A 16,978-nucleotide genomic window follows, 5' to 3' on the forward strand; every position below is an offset into this window, starting at 1 on the left:
CTGGGATTTTTTTTGTGAATAGTTTATAAAACACTTAATACATATATTTGCCACTAAATGTTTATCTAAAACATATATGAAGCACTTATACCTTATCCTATTTATCTACTTATTGCCGATTGGCCTTTCGGCACAGGTAATATCCTTTGAACAAATTCCGGCACTACCTCCTGCGCCTACCAGTATAACAAACTTTGCTTGCGTAGCCAGGGGAGATATTATTTATACAGACGTGGATAATGACAACGACATGGATGTATTTGTCACAGGTTCCACCACAAATGGAGGAAGGATATCACAATTATATCGGAATACAGGAAATGGCATATTCACCGAAATATACAATTCCAACATTACAGGAATGCATGCATCTAATGCCGCTTTTGCTGATGTGGATGGTGATGGTGATCAAGATTTACTGATGTGTGGAGAGATTTCCAACTTTCCATCAACGAGATTATACTACAATGATGGGTCAGGCACCTTTTCAAATGCCCCCAATTACTTTACTGCAGTTTCCCAAGGTTCTATTTCGTTTTCAGACATTGATAACGACAATGATATGGATGTATTAATCAGTGGCAGAAGTAACAGTTCGAATACAAGAATTTCAAAACTCTACAAAAACAATGGTAGCGGTGCTTTCTCCGTGGTCTCTAACACACCATTTGACGGCATGTACCTCTCTGAAGTTATATTTGCTGATGTAGACGGAGACAATGACGAAGATGTGCTGATGGCAGGAAGTAACGACAATTACATAACAGTAACAAAGCTTTACAAAAATAATGGTTTAGGTAACTTTTCACTAGTAAGTGGCACAAATTTTACAGCAGTACGTTATGGTTCAATAGCCTTTGCCGACGTTGATGGCGACAATGATTTAGACGTAGTGATTAATGGCGACCCGCCGAGTAGTGCAATGTCGACAAAACTATACACCAATGATGGCACTGGCATATTTTCTGAAGTAACAGGAACACCATTCACTGGACTATTTGATGGAAAAGTTGCCTTTGCTGATATAGACAACGACGCCGATCAAGATTTAATTATTTCAGGTAGTCCAATTTCTTTTGGAAGTGGGGTAACCGAATTGTACACCAATAATGGTAGCGGTGTATTTACATTAAATACAAATTCAGCATTGGCAGATGTATCCTCAAGCGAAATTGCTTTTGTTGACCTTGATAATGATTTGGACCAAGATTTAATTATTGGTGGATACACATACAATAACAACGACTACTTGTGTGTGACAGTATCATACGCCAATGATGGCAATGGTGTGTTTAGTGAAATTACAGGTAGTAGTTTGGCTGATGTACATTTGAGTTCAGTTGTATTTGGGGATATTGATTCAGATAATGACGAAGATATTTTAATAGCAGGTGAAGATAAATTGGGCAACACTTTTACAGGGCTTTACAATAATAATGGCATGGGAAATTATACAGCTTTAAACGCTGCACCTTTTGACAATGTAAGGTACAGTTCCATAGCCTTTGCTGACATTGATAATGACAACGATAAAGATGTTTTGGTAACCGGACAAAATAATTTTGCACAGCGAATAGCCAAACTTTACACCAATGACGGAAACGGAGTCTACACCTTGGTATCAGGCACACCATTTGACGGGGTTTTCAGCGGGGACATTGCTTTTGCAGACATTGACAATGATAATGACCAAGACGTATTGATAACAGGGTACAATTCTACCAATCAAAAAATTGCTAAATTATATACCAATAACGGAACTGGTATTTTTACACTCGTATCAGGTACTCCATTTGAAGGCGCTTACAGGAGCGCAATTGAATTTTCGGATATTGATAACGACAATGACCAAGATGTATTGATAACCGGTTATGGTGCCTCCAATCAGAGAATTGCTCAATTGTATAGCAATAATGGTTCAGGTAGTTTCACCTTGGTTTCAGGCACGCCTTTTACTGGCGTTAGGTCGGGTGATATTGCTTTTGCTGATATTGACAATGACAACGACCAAGACTTGATGATTACCGGTGAATATAGTAACGGACAACCATTGACTGAATTGTTTCACAATGATGGAACGGGTAATTTCTCTTTGGCTTCAGGTACATCTTTCCCCGACCTTGACTCGAGTGCTATAGTATTTGAAGATGTTGACAACGACGGTGACTTAGATTTACTCATTACAGGAAAAAACCAACAAGACCTTTGTTTTACAAGGCTATATGCAAATGATGGCGCAGGTAATTTTTCCTACGCTTGGACAGCTGATATTGTAGATGTAAAAAGTGGTGATGTCGCTTTTGGACACATTAATAATGATAACTATATTGATTTGCTAATTACAGGATACGGCGACCAAGGCCCTGTTACAAGAATATACTTGAATAAAACTTGCTACGAAAACGCAAGTATAGACAGTATCGTTGCTTGTGATTCTCTTGTTTGGATTAATGGTATCACCTATTATGCAGACAATACTACTGCACTTCATGTTTTAACAAATGCAGGAGGTTGTGATAGCACAGTGACCTTAAACTTAAACATTATTGATGGCGCAACCGGACTAGATAGCTATACAGCTTGTGATTCCTTTACATGGATAGATGGAAACACCTACTACAATAGTAATTCAACAGCAACTAAAACATTGAATAGTGGCTGTGTGGTAACTTTAGACTTAACCATTATAAATAGTAATGGTAGTATAGATAATATTGTAGCCTGCGACTCCTTAACCTGGACGAATGGCATTACTTATTACGGCAGCAACAGCACTGCAAAAGATACTTTGGTGAACAGTTCAGGATGTGATAGTATTGTAACTTTAAATCTTTATATCCCCACAAGCCTATCCAGTACCGATACCCGAACCGTGTGCGATAATTTAGTTTGGATAGATGGCATCACTTATTATAATGATAACCATACTGCTACACATACCACAACCAGCTATTTTGGATGTGACAGCATTATAACCCTAGATTTAACCGTATTGAACAGTACACAATCTACAGATGTTCAAGTAGTATGTGACTCTTTACTTTGGATAGACGGCAACAGTTATTATTCAAACAATACAAGTGCGTCTTATGTAATAAGCGGCGGTGCGACAAGTGGTTGCGACAGCACCATATACCTAGACTTAACCGTTCATCAAGTAGACACCTCTATAACAACATACGATTCACTACTTGTTACCAATCAGACAAACGCAACTTTTCAATGGGTAAATTGTGACGATAACTATGCTGCGATACCAAACCAAACAAACGCTACTTTTAACACCTTATCTTTTGGTAATTATGCGGTGATCATTAATTACAATGGATGCATAGACACGAGTGCTTGTTACACTTTTATTTCAACTTATGTTTCCACAGCCCAACAAGTATTATTAAATGAAACAACGGTTTATCCTAACCCAACCAACGGTCTAGTAAATTTAGCACTTGGAGATTTAAAAAATGTAAGCTTAAAAATTTACAATTCACAGGCGCAAATAGTTTATCAAATAGACAACATCAGCACCCCGATTTTTCCATTTAAACTCGACCAACCTGCAGGTGTTTATTTTATTGAATTAAACAATAACAGCGAGAAATCTTATTTAAAATTAATAATCGAATAATAAGCATTTGCGAAAAATACGAATCTCCAACTTCATTGCGTAATTCAATAATTTAAAACACTATTCTATATCTAATTTTGATACCGTTAGTAAAACGTAATCAATCAGGATATGAAAAAGTTAATAATTGTTTTAGCACTGTTTAGTTTGAAGCATGTAAATGCACAAAACTATATCGATTTGGTGAAAGTAGACTATGCCTTATCTTCTTCGAGTAGCTACGACAGCAGTAATGCGAAAGTAAACTTAAAAGAAATGAATGGCGACATTACCCTACCCGTTGTTATTAATGAAAACACTGCATTTTTAACAGGAATCAGCTACGAAATGACTCAGGGCTCTTTTAATCCTTACCGTGAAAATGAATCTGTGACGGGTATTACACTAAAATTAGGCACAAATATTAAGCACAGCGAAAAATGGGGAGGGACTTATATGTTGTTGCCCAAAATATCTTCTGACTGGAAGAAAATTGGTAAAAATGATCTTCAGTTGGGCGGAGTAGCATTATTAAAATATAGCAAATCGGACCATATTAATTATAAGTTTGGCCTGTATGCCAACACCGAATTATTCAGTACTTTTTTAGTCCCTATTTTAGGTTTTTATTACTTGAGTCCAAATGATAAATTTGAAGCCAAGGTACTTTTACCATTGGCAGTTGATTTAAACTATGCGGTAACTGAAAAAGCCAAATTTGGTTTTAATTTCAAAGGGCAAGTAAGAACCTATAACTTAAACGAACCACTTTTCAGTGAAAACGATCGTTATTTAGCCCGTTCCACAAACGACTTGTACGCTTATTTTCAATATGGATTAGACAATGGCATCAACTTTCAATTAGCGGGAGGACGATCCGTTGCACGATCGTACAGAATTTACAACGAAACAGTAGATTTTGCTATGCCATTGGTTTATTTTGGCAGTAAACGTTCACAATTAAACCGTGATTTTTCAGACAGTTGGTTATTAAAGTTTTCTGTTTTTTATCGTTTAAAACTATGATTCAATTTACACCACAGTAAGTTTAATTTTTATATTTAAATGCATCCAAGTTGTCGGTACAGAAACCGAAATATACCAACGTATTGAAGATATTAAAGCTTTGTTTTTAGGCCACAATGGTTTTGGCATTTTAAAGAAAAACATCTCCAACAGACTTGAGACGAATACTTAAAGCCTGATGATTAAATAAATGAGCTAAAGCATTCTCTTTTCCAGTAAATATTTTTACCAACCAACTAACAATAAACAATTTAAAAAACCGTTCTTGTACATAACTTAATTCATCTAAAGCATAAACTATGAAAAAAGCAACATTAATCTTTACTTCACTTCTGTTTAGTTTAACGGTTTTTTCACAATCAAACCAACACGCGGACAAAACACCTTTACAGCGGATAATTTTAGATGTTGGTGCTACCCCTTTTCAATTGAACATATCTGATGTAGGGACTTTAAAGTCCTTAAATTTCGGTCTAGGGTATGAAGTCGGTAAAAGACTTGATTTGCGCTTTAATCTTGATTTAAATGCCTTTATCAATCAAAATCAATATGGTCCTTATGGACCATATGCCGAAAATGAATTTTCATTAAAAAAAGGAATTTCACTTGGATTTAATTACAGTCTTTGGAACGATTTCAATTTTATTTATGATGATTGTTCTTTAGAGTTATTGGGCAAATTTGGAGCAGACATCAACGAAAATGCAACACAAGAATCTATCTTGTATGATATTTCTTTAAGGTTAAAAATGTTAGACCTACCTTATGTAGGAATCGGGTACAATCACCACATCATGGATTTTAACGACATGAAAGGAATTTATTTTACTTTTGGATTGGAGTTTTAGGGGATAAATGTTAATGAGAATTTATATATTTTATGGAGCGGTCAAGCCCATTCAATTACTTTATTAAAATAGACGCATTACAAATGCTATCAATAGCTAATGAATGAAGGTCATGCTCAATATCCTTCGCTAAATAAGCATGAGGGAGAATATCACTGAACTACAAGCACTTGTTCACCACACCAACCTATCACCACCAATTAAAGTAACCTCTATATTTTCATGAAAAAAATGTAATTAATCACTATATTTAAACTAGTTAAACATAAAAACTATGACAAGACCTAGTTTAATTGCCTTATTAATGTTAATTTATTCCTTTGGCTTTAGTCAAAATATGGATAGTTTGAATGCGGAGTTCCTTAACTTAAAATCAGACTATGAAAATATTAAAATGAACATAGAAAAAAGTTCCGATTTATTATTAACATCTGAGAATTATTCAAACCTTTCACTAGGTATAGGCATGTTTACCAGTGGAGTACTTAGCCTACTCTACTTGTCAGACTACGGCCTTGACAATCAAGCATTCATTTTATTGGGAGGTATTGGATTCACAACGAGTGTGGGATTCTTTATTGGGTCAAAAATAAAAAAACACCAAGCCTACACGATAATGCATTACAGTTTTTAAGATGATTAGCTAATGAATGAAGGTCACACTCATTACGCTTCGCAAAAGAAGCGCGAGGGAATTACTGACTGGTTGATAGCGTTTTTAATGCAGTTTTTTTCAAGTCAATACAAGTTCAATGTTTTCTATTTTAGGTGTTTATTTTCAAGTTTTGTATATATGATTTATATCTTTTTAAATTGGTGTTTATGAAAACTGTTGTAAAATTAAACTTATTATTAATTGGCTTTAATTTGATATTTAATGGAAATATTCATGCTCAAACTCAAATTTTTAATGAAAGTTTTGAAACCACCAATAACACTCCTATAATTAACAATTGGAGTTCTGTTTGCTACACGCCCACTTCTGGAAATGATGCGGCTCCAAATGGTGGAAATTGGTCCTTGTATGCAATTGGTGGAAATTTGCAAGGTTGCTTTCCAGGCTTTGTCAGTAAGGTAATTCCATGTGCAAAAAATGGCGATATTATTCAAATTGAAGGTTGGGCAAGAGTAGATACTAATTATGATATCGATAATCTGATAGGAATTGGATTGGGAACCTTAGGTTCAGGAGCCATTCCAACATTGAGCAAATTCGACGCCTCTTTAACAGCACTTAATTGGACTTACTTTACAACTATTGATACTTTTTCACTTGTTCCTGGTGAAATTCCTGTTGTAATTTTACTCCCTGGTGAAACAACAAGTGTTGGCAGTTGTGCTGCTTTTTTTGATTTAATTAAGGTAAGTAACTTGGGTAATATTTATGGGGCAGTTTCACCTTTTAATTTGAATGTAACTGTGAATGAAACAATGTTAACAGCCAATGACACTAATGTATACTATCAATGGTTGAATTGTGATAATAATTATTCAATAATACAAGGAGGTACGAATCAAACATACAGTCCAGCAAGCAATGGTAATTATGCCGTGGAAATTTCAAATGGAAACTGTATTGATACTTCAGCTTGTGTGAATATTTCGGCTATAGGACTCGGTGTTAATTATTCAAATCACTCCACTTTTACAATCTATCCTAATCCTACAGCTGACCGAGTGAATTTAACACTTGGAAATCATCAAAAGGTTAGCATTAAAGTCTACAACATCAATGAACAATTAATTTTTCAAACTGACAATATCAATACTACCACTTATCAATTCGAATTAAATCAACCCGCAGGGGTATATATTATTGAAGTAACTGCCGACCATAAAAGTCAACGATATAAATTGATAAAGGAATAGGTTTGAGTTCTAAGAAATAGTTCCATGAAACCACACGAAAGGATTCGTGCGGTAGCGGGGGGGAGCATACGGAGCATTATTTCGGAAGTGTCCTTTGAAGTTACATTTGACAGGTAATCAATTACATATTTAATTTGGTGCAATTTAAAAAGATATGCATATTGCATTTAGCAATTATTTTATTTAAATTGCATTTTTATCACGCTAACAATGAAGAAACTATCAATTCTATTTTCACTAATATGCTTAAGTTTATTGTCCTGCTCGAAAGTCAAATCAGAGAGATGGATAACTATAGATTTAGAAGTTATAAAAAATGCTAATGGCACTTCTGCCGAAGCTATTTTATTTCTTGGATATCCATACCAGCACCAATACGAAAATCAGCAACCTACTACTCAAGATCAAAAATACAAAATTGGAAGTACAGTAGATGGAAAATTTTACAAGCAATTCAAAATAAATGATGTTTCTAAATCTCTGAGCAAGAAAGCTAACTTATACCTTTACATAAATTACATTAAATCTAGTCCCTGGTATTTAATTCCTTACTACTACTCTGAAAGAATTTTGTTAAAACGTAATGAAGTTAACGACATTAGCCTTGGATTAAAACAATCACTGTATGAGTATAAAATTAAGCTAATTAACGAAAGTTGCTATAATGCTGATGATGTTGCATGGGTGGAAGTGAGTGAAGACAGCACTATGTACAGTGGAGAGTATGTTTTATCGTACCAAGGGTGCTATAACAACTATATGTATGATGACCTTACACCCGGCTCACTTACAACACCACTTTACTTAAAAATTAAATCAAAAAAGAATAATATTTTCGATTCAACCATCACCAAACTTGAATTTGAAAAAGGGATACTCAACGAATTTGAAATAACTTATTGATATCCATGAAACCACACGAAAGGATTCGTGCGTTAGCGGGGTGGAGTTTTGGGAAGTGGATGAGGAAACTTTAAGGAAATATAATGTAAGCAGATAAAATCTTTAATCAACTGTTAAAAAATTCCTATGAGGTGGGTAATATCTACGGGCCATTCTATCAATTTTTCCTCCAAAATATCGAAAGGTAAGATCTGTTCTTGATACTCTTTTATCAATATCAAATACATGTGTAACTCGTATAACAATATTTTTACCAAGCCATTCGATTCATTTTGTACCAGCATTGTTATTAATAGCTGTTTTATAAGACGTACTATCAATTCGTTCTACACTATGGCTTATGATGGTCGCATTTGGTAACCCGAGTAAAGAATAAATCGTATTTAAGTTTGCTTCAAATACAGAATCTACACCAAAATGGAGCGTGAAAAATTCAAGTTTGCATTGATCATTAATGTTAAGTAAAATAGACTCTATTTTAATGTTATAAAATGTTTCCTCCAAAACTGGAGTAAGAAAGTGCTGAAAAGGATAACATAGTCTGTCTATCTTTAATTCACAGATTGAATCAGCTACTTTATCATCAAGAGTGCAATAATCAAATCCTTTAACTTTATCAAGGATTCTGAAAACATCTGTTTGTCCAGAAAGGTTATTCACCCAAATAAGAAAAAACAAAATAAAGACTTTCGATTTCATACTCAAATATACATTATTTGTCCCAATTCCCTCTTGCACTCGCGATCATCTTTGATGAGTGTGTCCTTATAAATAACGATCAAGATTTTAGCATTTGCAATGCGGGTTTATATTTAATTTTCCAAAGCATAGCAGTTGAATTGCAGCACTATATATACTCGCTCATTACACTTCGTTATTCCGAAAGTAATTGAAAGAGCAGAAAGATCCAAAAAAAGTAAACACAATAGTGAACACATTATGTAATTTTTTTAAGGTTTTAAAAAACTCTTGCACTCGCGCTCATCTGTGATGAGTGTGTGTTTTATAATTTAAATAGAATATAGCATTTGCAATGCAAATTTTTAGTAAATTTATTCAATGTCAGAGCGATATAAGGTTATTAATAGTCAAACACCAACATTTATCACCATTACTATTAACGGTTGGGTTGATTTATTTGTCAGGCCTGTTTACTCGAACATTATAGATGATGCTATTAATTATTGTATCAAAAACAAAGGCTTAATAGTACATGCCTATATTTATATGACCAGCCATTTACATTTAATCGTGAGTTCCAAAGAAGTTGAATTACCTGCTATCATTAGAGATTTTAAAAAACATACGAGTAAGGAGCTAATAAAAGCGATTAAAAACATAAATGAAAGTAGACGAGAATGGATGTTAAAAAAGTTTGCCTATGAAGCAAATAGAAGTGGCAGAACATCACATTATAAATTATGGCAGGACGGTTTTCACCCTGTTATTCTAGATACCAATGAAAAAATTGTACAGCGAGTAAATTATATTCACAAAAACCCCGTTAAAGCAGGTATTGTGAGACAAGAACGGGATTATTTAAACAGTAGCTATCTGGCTTACGAAAACAAAGATTTTAAAATGCTAAACATCCCCGTTCATGTACTTTTTTAAAATATCCGCATTACAAATGCTATCATTAGCTTATGAAAGAAGGTCACACTCATTACGCTTCGCTAAATAAGCGCGAGTGTTTGTTTTACTGAAATAGCCGAATTACAGAGCTTTCATTCGCCAATGAAAGAAAAGTGCTACGCATTATGCTTTAGTAGATGAGCGCTATTGAATGGAAATATACTGACAATGGTACAAACATTCAGTACATGTTTATTTCAACACTTCGACAAGCGCTATAAAACGCAGTTCAATCTAAGAAATTAAGTCTCTGTTAGCAACATCACCCAACTTAATCCTGCCTTGGCCGCTGAACGAAACCGAAGCGCAAGGGAGGAAACAAGCATTCCTAATAATAAAGTGCTCTAATCTCAAAAGGGCATAATTAAAATCATCTCCTCTATTGAAGGGAAAGGATAAAATAAGCAAATCAAAACTTTCGGGGCAAATACGGGGCATAAACTAACCCCCCCCCATAAAATGGAGGGTTTTGTTGTCCCACTAGGCTTACTTCGACTAATATCGGCTACTCGCCGATAACCGCTCAGCATGAACTTCTCGCCCTAGTGGGCATAAACAAAAAAAACCCCAGCTTTCGCTGAGGGTTTTGTAGTTGTCCCACTAGGGCTCGAACCTAGACTCTTCTGTACCAAAAACAGACGTGTTGCCAGTTACACCATGGGACAATAATTGTTTTGCGATTATCAGTATTTACTTTAAAACACTTCGTCTAATTGCGGTTGCAAATTTACATGTATTTTTTTTATTTCAAATTATATTCTTACTTTTTTTTCTTTTTTTTCTTCTTCTTATCTTCATATGTCTCCTCAAGCCTTTGTATCTCTGCCATTACAGACTTCCAATCTCCTTCTTCTTCTTGCTTAAAAACTAAAGTCTCGTGATAATCGGTTTTTGTTATTTCGGCTACGGTGATCGGTTTTGTAATATATCCTTCGATTTCTTCTAGTAAAGGAAGTTCAGCTGGACTACAAAATGAGATGGCTAATCCCTTTTCATTTCCACGACCTGTTCTACCCACTCTGTGGACATAATTTTCTGCTTGTTCTGGCAAATCGTAGTTCACTACAAAATCAACCATTGGGATATCAATCCCCCTTGCAGAGACATCTGTAGCGATTAATAATTTTAAATGACCAGATTTAAAGGCGTTCAACGCTGCTTCTCTTTCGTTTTGGTCTTTCCCCCCATGTAAGGTTTCGGAAATCACGCCAACGCGCTCCATGGCTGCACAGACTCTTTCTGCTCTGACTTGTGTTCTGACGAATACTAAAATTTTCGCTTCTGGCTGTTCCTTAACCAAACGTTCTAAGAAAAATCTTTTGTCATCCATTTCAATATGCGCCACAGAGTGTTCCACATTTTTAGAAACGGGGTCTTTTGGTGATATTTGAATGTGGATGGCATTCCCACGAATAATATTATACGCTAGTTTTTTAATCTTTTTATCAATAGTTGCCGAAAAGAAAAGTGTTTGACGATTTTTTGGTAAAAAATTAATCACATCATCAATGTCTTTTACAAAACCTAAATCTAACATATGATCGGCTTCATCCAACACTAAAATCTCTACCCGGTTTAGGCGAATATGGCCTTGGTGTAGAAAATCAAACATTCTACCAGGTGTAGTGACTAAAATATCAATACCCTTCTCCAAAGCTAAAATTTGATCATCTTGTCCTACTCCACCAAAAACACAAGATGTTTTTACTTTTAAATTTCTTCCTATATCATGAAAAGCCTCTGTGATCTGCAAGGCCAACTCACGCGTAGGAACCATCACCAAACATCTAATACCTTCTGATCTTCTAGAAGTTTTACTTTTTTGGATGCGGTCTAAAATCGGAATTACGAAGGCTGCAGTTTTACCAGTACCAGTTTGAGCTATTGCTAAAACATCCTCTTCCCGCATGATTGGAGAAATGGTTTTGAATTGAATATCCGTAGGACGTATCATTTTCAAATCTTCTAAATTTTGTTTTATCTCTAGTGCAATTGGATAATCTGAAAACTTCATAGGTGTGATTTTATACAAAGATAATCTTTGTTTTCTTTATATGGTTTTAATAATTGCGGAATGCCTTTAAATTTCTTTATTTTAAAAGAAGATACAAACATTTATTTAATTCGTATATTTGCCGTCGAAAATAATAAGTAATGGGTAGATCGGATAAACAACAGCCAAAAGGAAAAAGAAGCGAAGGGAAAAGAAGTGAAGGAAAATCATTCAAAGGGAAGGAAACGCCGAAAAAGAAACACTATTCTAGTTTTGAAACACCAAAAAGAAAAGGGGATCCGTTGCCAAGTTTTAGTGACGACATTCGTTTGAATAAATACTTGTCAAACGCAGGGATTTGTTCTCGACGTGAAGCGGATGTATTAATCGCTACTGGTGTAGTAGATGTAAATGGCACTACTATTTTAGAAATGGGTTACAAAGTAAAACCTGGTGACGAAGTTCGTTATGATGGTGCTTTGATTTCTCAAGAAACAAAACGTTACGTTTTATTAAACAAGCCCAAAGATTTTATCACTACCATGGACGACCCTAGAGGAAGAAAAACAGTGATGCAATTGGTGCATAAAGCTTGTAAAGAAAGAATTTATCCAGTTGGAAGATTGGACAGAAATACAACAGGTTTGTTAATGTTTACGAATGATGGTGACTTAGCAAAAAAATTGACCCACCCTCGTTACGAGATGAAGAAAATTTATCATGTTGAAGTCAATAAAAATATCAATATTGACGATATGAAAAAATTAATGGCTGGTGTTGAATTGGATGATGGCGGTTTTGTAAAAGCGGATAAAGTTGATTTTGTAAGAAATAACAAACCCAAAGAAGTTGGTGTTGAATTACATTCTGGTAAATACCGTGTGGTTCGAAGAATGTTCGAAGCTGTTGGTTACGAAGTAATGAGACTTGACCGTGTATTATTTGCAGGTTTGACAAAAAAAGATTTACCAAGAGGAGAATGGCGTCATTTGACGAATGAAGAGGTGAACTTTTTGAAGATGTTGTAAGGGAGTTATTAGTCATTAGTATTGAGTCGTTAGACTTTGAATGATGTTACATTTGGCTTTATACTCTCTTTGGAGGAAACGAATCTAGAAGACAGTATCAAGTAATTAGACTTTGATTGGGGTTACATATGGCCTTAGCACTAATTTTAATAATTTTTTGGTCATGTGTAAATAGTCATTGGTTTTTGACTTGTAATTACATTTGACTTTGGGTTTTCTTTGTAGGAAACTAATCTAGAAAACAGTATCCAGTATTTAGACTTTAAACCCGGGATACATTTTGCTTTTTGCATGCAAACATCACAGGTTTAAAAGAGTAGGGAAAAATCTAGCTTCTAAAAAAATCACCCTCCATAACCTCCCTCAAGAGAGGCAATAAATCTAGCATCTAGTTTCTAGCCATCTATATTCTATTTCACCATTTTGCTAGTTCGAAGAAGTTGAATTTTGCTTTATTGAGGTCTACTTTTTCTCGAATGCCATTGATGGTTCCTTTTTCAGAAAATTGCCATAGCAGGGTATTACTGTTCACAAAAGATTTGGGAATGGTTTTAAAATTAGCAATCCAAAACAATTCTGTTTTTAAGCTTGAATTTTTAAAGACATCATTATAAAAAGACTCATTGGTATAAATAATCGGTCGAACCCCTTTCATAGCAGTATATAAATTTAAGAATTTTGTCACAGAGTCTACACAAGCTTCTTTAGAAGCTCCTTTACTTATTTCCACATCTAACACAGGCTTTAAACTTGTTTTAGCGACAATTTGACTAAAGAAATTAACTTGGTCCAAGACTGGTGAAGTGGGAATAAAAAAATGATACGCACCTACCTTCACTTTTTTCTGGTCCAAAATACGCCTATTTTTATCATAGTGTCTGTCTTTAAAATCACTTCCTTCCGTCGCTTTTAAATAGACAAACTGAATGGAATCATTGGCTATGCGCATTCCTAAAGCCATATCCCAATCTATTTCCCCTTGGTGGTGCGATACATCAATCCCTAAAATTGTACCTTGTATGGGCACTTGTACACCAAAATTATTATACTTGAAATTTGCATTTCTATTTTGTTCCAACAGGATAAACCCCAGAAATGCCACCAAAGTGACACTTACCATGAATACCACCCAGTGTTTCACGACAAGGTAAACGTTAATCCGTCGTATGCCACCTCAACATTTGGTGGCAATAGTTTACTCACCTCATCATGCTTTCCCAATAAATGACTAACGTGTGTCAAATAAGCTTTTTTAGGATTAATCTCTTCAATTAAAGCCAAGGCTTCGGCCAAAGTAAAATGAGAAATATGTGGGGTTAATCTTAACGCATTAACCACAAGAACCTCTGTCCCTTTTATTTTTTCTTTTTCCGCTGGGCTGATAAAATTCGCATCTGTAATGTAAGTGAAATCATCAATTCTATAAGCCGTAACTGGCATTTTATAGTGCATTACACCAATTGGAATAATCGTTTTTCCAAACAACTCAAACGGGGTTAAATCTACTCTATTCAAAAGCACTTTTGGAATTCCTGGATAATTATCCCCTGAAAAAACATAATAAAATTCTCTTTTTAAAGCGACTTCTGTTTCTTCATTTGCATACACGGGCATATCTGCTTTTGCCGCATAATTAAATGCCCGAATATCGTCCATTCCTGCAACGTGGTCTTTATGACCATGCGTAAACAAAATAGCCTCCAAATGCTGCACATTTTCTCTTAACATTTGCTGTCTAAAATCGGGACCAGTATCCACTACAATATTTTTATCGCCAACACCAATCATAATAGAAGAACGCAAACGTTTATCTTTACTATTGGTCGACAAACAAACAGCACATTGACAAGCAATAACAGGGACACCTTGTGAAGTTCCCGTTCCTAAAAATGTTATTTGAAGTTTATCTTCCATCTATGCTTTTATAGTTTGGTTTAAAAAATCGATTAACTTTTGTACTGCTTGTCCACGGTGTGAAATATTGTTTTTTTCGGTCATACTCATTTGTGCAAAGCTTTTAGCAAAGCCGTTTGGTACAAAAATGGGATCGTACCCAAAACCTTCTTCTCCCATTTTGAATTTGGCAATGGTACCATTTACAACGCCTTCAAAAAAATATTCCGTTCCATTTAACTGTAAACTAATTACTGTTTTAAAGCGAGCATTTCTATTGGTTTCGTGCTTCAACTTCTCCAGCACCAAAGCCATATTTTTTTCATCACTCTTTTCTTTTGCATCTGCATATCTTGCCGACCTTACCCCAGGCTCTCCATTTAAGGCTTCAATTTCTAAGCCTGTATCATCTGCAAAACAATTTAAATGAAAGGTATGGTAAACAAAAGATGATTTTAGGGAAGCATTTCCTTTTAAGTCGGGTGCCGTTTCCGGAATATCCGTGTTACAGTCGATTTCTTTTAAGGATACTACAGTAATATTTTTGGGTAGTAATTTTTGAATCTCCCTGACTTTGTTTTGGTTATTGGTAGCAAATACTATTTTCATTCTTAAAAATTTCCGTTTCCTAAATTTGTTGTAATTGGAATATTATCAATCACTTTCTTTTTTATATTCCAATGGTTAATAATTTCATCCATGGTATGTACATCCCCATCTTCTGCAATTCGCATCACACTCGATCTTTTAATTTCACTAGGCGATTTAGCACCTGTTGCCGCCATCAACTCCACAAAAGCATGTATGGTATTTTTTTGAAAATTATACACCCTTTCCGCTTTGTCAGGAACATTTAAACCTTTCATTAATTTAGAATTTTGAGTTGCTACGCCAGTTGGACAGGTATTGGTATTACATACTTGTGCGTGGATACAACCCACAGCTAACATCATCCCCCTTGCAGAGCAACATAAATCAGCACCTAAAGCCAAAGATTTAATCAATCCAAACCCACTAAACACTTTGCCCGTTGCATTAATTTTCACCTGTTCACGCACCCCATATTTTTTCAATAATTCATCTACTAACACCAGACCAACATCCAATGGTAATCCAACAAAATTTGTAAATTCAAGCGGTGCTGCACCAGTTCCCCCTTCAGCCCCATCTACACTAATAAAATCAGGATAAATTTTTGTTTCCGCCATGGCAACGCAAATTGCTTCAAACTCTGCAGGACTCCCCATACACAATTTAAAACCGGTAGGTTTTCCACCAGACACTTTTCTTAAGCGTTGTATAAACTCCAACAAACCTTTAGGACTATTAAAAGACGAATGACCTGGAGGAGAAAGTACCGTAATGTGTGGTTTAATTCCTCTTATAGCAGCAATTTCTGGCGTATTTTTAACTCCTGGTAATACGCCTCCATGTCCAGGCTTTGCACCTTGAGATAGCTTAACTTCAATTAACTTAACTTCCGGTTTAGTAGCATTAGCGATAAAGTTTTCTTCAGAAAAAGTACCATCCTCATTCCTACATCCAAAATAGCCCGTACCAATTTGCCAACAAATGTCCCCTCCTTGTAGATGATAAGGAGACAAGCCACCTTCCCCTGTATTATGATAAAAATTTCCTTTTTTAGCCCCTTTATTCATGGCCATTACTGCATTTTTACTCAATGAACCAAAACTCATGGCCGAAATATTATACAAAGCAGCACTATAAGGCTGTGTACATTCTATACCACCAATAGTTACCCTTGGTGCTTCTTCAGGAATTGCTGCAGGATATAAGGACTGTACAATAAACTCATAACCTTCTTCTGTAATATTGTTTTCCGTACCAAAAGGATGCGTCGCACCCAAATTTTTAGCCCTTTCGTATATCATTGCCCTAGTGTTTTTATCTATAGGTGCTCCATCTGTTCTTCGCTCTACAAAATATTGTTGTATTTCGGGTGAGATAGACTCTAACATATAACGCAAATGACCAATAATTGGGAAGTTCTTTAAAATGGTGTGTTTATTTTGAAAAACATCATATATGCCAATTAAAATTAACGGCCCAAACAAGATAAACCACCACAAATAGTTCGGAGAAATAAAATTGCTTAATAAAATAATTGTCAGTGAAATGACAAATGAAAAAATGAAAAAAATTGTTCTTACCATAA

The 16,978-nt window shown here is 35.1% G+C and carries 14 protein-coding genes and 1 tRNA gene; 8 read left to right on the forward strand and 7 right to left on the reverse strand.

The features are described from left to right. The first annotated feature begins 76 nt into the window (after positions 1 to 76). The 6 genes from DNU06_RS09495 (at position 77) to DNU06_RS09520 (ending at position 8,253) form a co-directional block, all read left to right on the forward strand. Positions 77 to 3,628: an FG-GAP-like repeat-containing protein gene (locus tag DNU06_RS09495; RefSeq protein ID WP_111063046.1), complete on the forward strand. Its 3,552-nt coding sequence runs from the start codon at positions 77 to 79 to the stop codon at positions 3,626 to 3,628. A 111-nt stretch (positions 3,629 to 3,739) separates the two neighbouring features. Beyond that, positions 3,740 to 4,633 carry a DUF6268 family outer membrane beta-barrel protein gene (locus DNU06_RS09500; RefSeq protein WP_111063048.1) on the forward strand — a complete coding sequence of 298 codons (894 nt, stop codon included), beginning with the start codon at positions 3,740 to 3,742 and terminating at the stop codon, positions 4,631 to 4,633. 299 nt (positions 4,634 to 4,932) lie between these two features. Beyond that, positions 4,933 to 5,481, forward strand: coding sequence for a hypothetical protein (locus DNU06_RS09505; protein WP_111063049.1), 549 nt, complete (start codon positions 4,933 to 4,935; stop codon positions 5,479 to 5,481). A gap of 274 nt (positions 5,482 to 5,755) precedes the next feature. Next, positions 5,756 to 6,115 (forward strand): hypothetical protein, encoded by a 360-nt coding sequence (locus tag DNU06_RS09510; protein WP_111063051.1) that lies wholly within the window; start codon positions 5,756 to 5,758, stop codon positions 6,113 to 6,115. A 188-nt stretch (positions 6,116 to 6,303) separates the two neighbouring features. Further along, positions 6,304 to 7,350, forward strand: coding sequence for a T9SS type A sorting domain-containing protein (locus DNU06_RS09515; protein ID WP_111063053.1), 1,047 nt, complete (start codon positions 6,304 to 6,306; stop codon positions 7,348 to 7,350). 210 nt (positions 7,351 to 7,560) lie between these two features. Continuing rightward, positions 7,561 to 8,253: a hypothetical protein gene (locus tag DNU06_RS09520; RefSeq protein ID WP_146239202.1), complete on the forward strand. Its 693-nt coding sequence runs from the start codon at positions 7,561 to 7,563 to the stop codon at positions 8,251 to 8,253. A 267-nt stretch (positions 8,254 to 8,520) separates the two neighbouring features. Here DNU06_RS09520 and DNU06_RS09525 read toward each other — a convergent pair whose 3' ends face one another. Next, on the reverse strand, positions 8,521 to 8,952 hold the full coding sequence (locus DNU06_RS09525; protein ID WP_111063056.1) for a hypothetical protein: 432 nt from the start codon (positions 8,950 to 8,952) through the stop codon (positions 8,521 to 8,523). 360 nt (positions 8,953 to 9,312) lie between these two features. On the opposite strand from DNU06_RS09525, the gene DNU06_RS09530 reads away from it, so the two are divergent. Next, complete coding sequence (locus DNU06_RS09530; RefSeq protein WP_111063057.1) at positions 9,313 to 9,867, forward strand: REP-associated tyrosine transposase; 555 nt, start codon at positions 9,313 to 9,315, stop codon at positions 9,865 to 9,867. Positions 9,868 to 10,480: 613 nt separating this feature from the next. Here the strand turns inward: DNU06_RS09530 and DNU06_RS09535 are convergent. Both DNU06_RS09535 and DNU06_RS09540 read right to left on the reverse strand, forming a co-directional pair. After that, a tRNA-Gln gene (locus DNU06_RS09535) sits at positions 10,481 to 10,553 on the reverse strand. A 95-nt stretch (positions 10,554 to 10,648) separates the two neighbouring features. Then, positions 10,649 to 11,902 carry a DEAD/DEAH box helicase gene (locus DNU06_RS09540; RefSeq protein ID WP_111063059.1) on the reverse strand — a complete coding sequence of 418 codons (1,254 nt, stop codon included), beginning with the start codon at positions 11,900 to 11,902 and terminating at the stop codon, positions 10,649 to 10,651. A 140-nt stretch (positions 11,903 to 12,042) separates the two neighbouring features. Here DNU06_RS09540 and DNU06_RS09545 point away from each other — a divergent pair, with 140 nt between their 5' ends. After that, positions 12,043 to 12,909, forward strand: coding sequence for a pseudouridine synthase (locus DNU06_RS09545; RefSeq protein WP_111063061.1), 867 nt, complete (start codon positions 12,043 to 12,045; stop codon positions 12,907 to 12,909). A 415-nt stretch (positions 12,910 to 13,324) separates the two neighbouring features. On the opposite strand, the gene DNU06_RS09550 is transcribed toward DNU06_RS09545, so the two are convergent. From DNU06_RS09550 to DNU06_RS09565, 4 genes are read right to left on the reverse strand one after another with little or no spacing between them, the layout of a single operon-like run. Next, positions 13,325 to 14,050 (reverse strand): glycoside hydrolase family 25 protein, encoded by a 726-nt coding sequence (locus tag DNU06_RS09550; RefSeq protein WP_146239203.1) that lies wholly within the window; start codon positions 14,048 to 14,050, stop codon positions 13,325 to 13,327. Continuing rightward, a complete protein-coding gene (locus DNU06_RS09555; protein ID WP_111063065.1) occupies positions 14,047 to 14,823 on the reverse strand; it encodes an MBL fold metallo-hydrolase in 777 nt (258 codons plus the stop codon). Before DNU06_RS09555 ends, DNU06_RS09550 begins: the two co-directional genes overlap by 4 nt. Then, positions 14,824 to 15,411 (reverse strand): non-canonical purine NTP diphosphatase, encoded by a 588-nt coding sequence (locus DNU06_RS09560; protein WP_111063067.1) that lies wholly within the window; start codon positions 15,409 to 15,411, stop codon positions 14,824 to 14,826. It lies immediately after the preceding gene. A 2-nt stretch (positions 15,412 to 15,413) separates the two neighbouring features. Continuing rightward, positions 15,414 to 16,976 (reverse strand): FMN-binding glutamate synthase family protein, encoded by a 1,563-nt coding sequence (locus DNU06_RS09565; RefSeq protein ID WP_111063068.1) that lies wholly within the window; start codon positions 16,974 to 16,976, stop codon positions 15,414 to 15,416. Between the last annotated feature and the right edge of the window lie 2 nt (positions 16,977 to 16,978).

Origin of the sequence: Putridiphycobacter roseus, from assembly GCF_003234935.1 — a bacterium.
GTDB lineage: Bacteria > Bacteroidota > Bacteroidia > Flavobacteriales_D > Crocinitomicaceae > Putridiphycobacter > Putridiphycobacter roseus.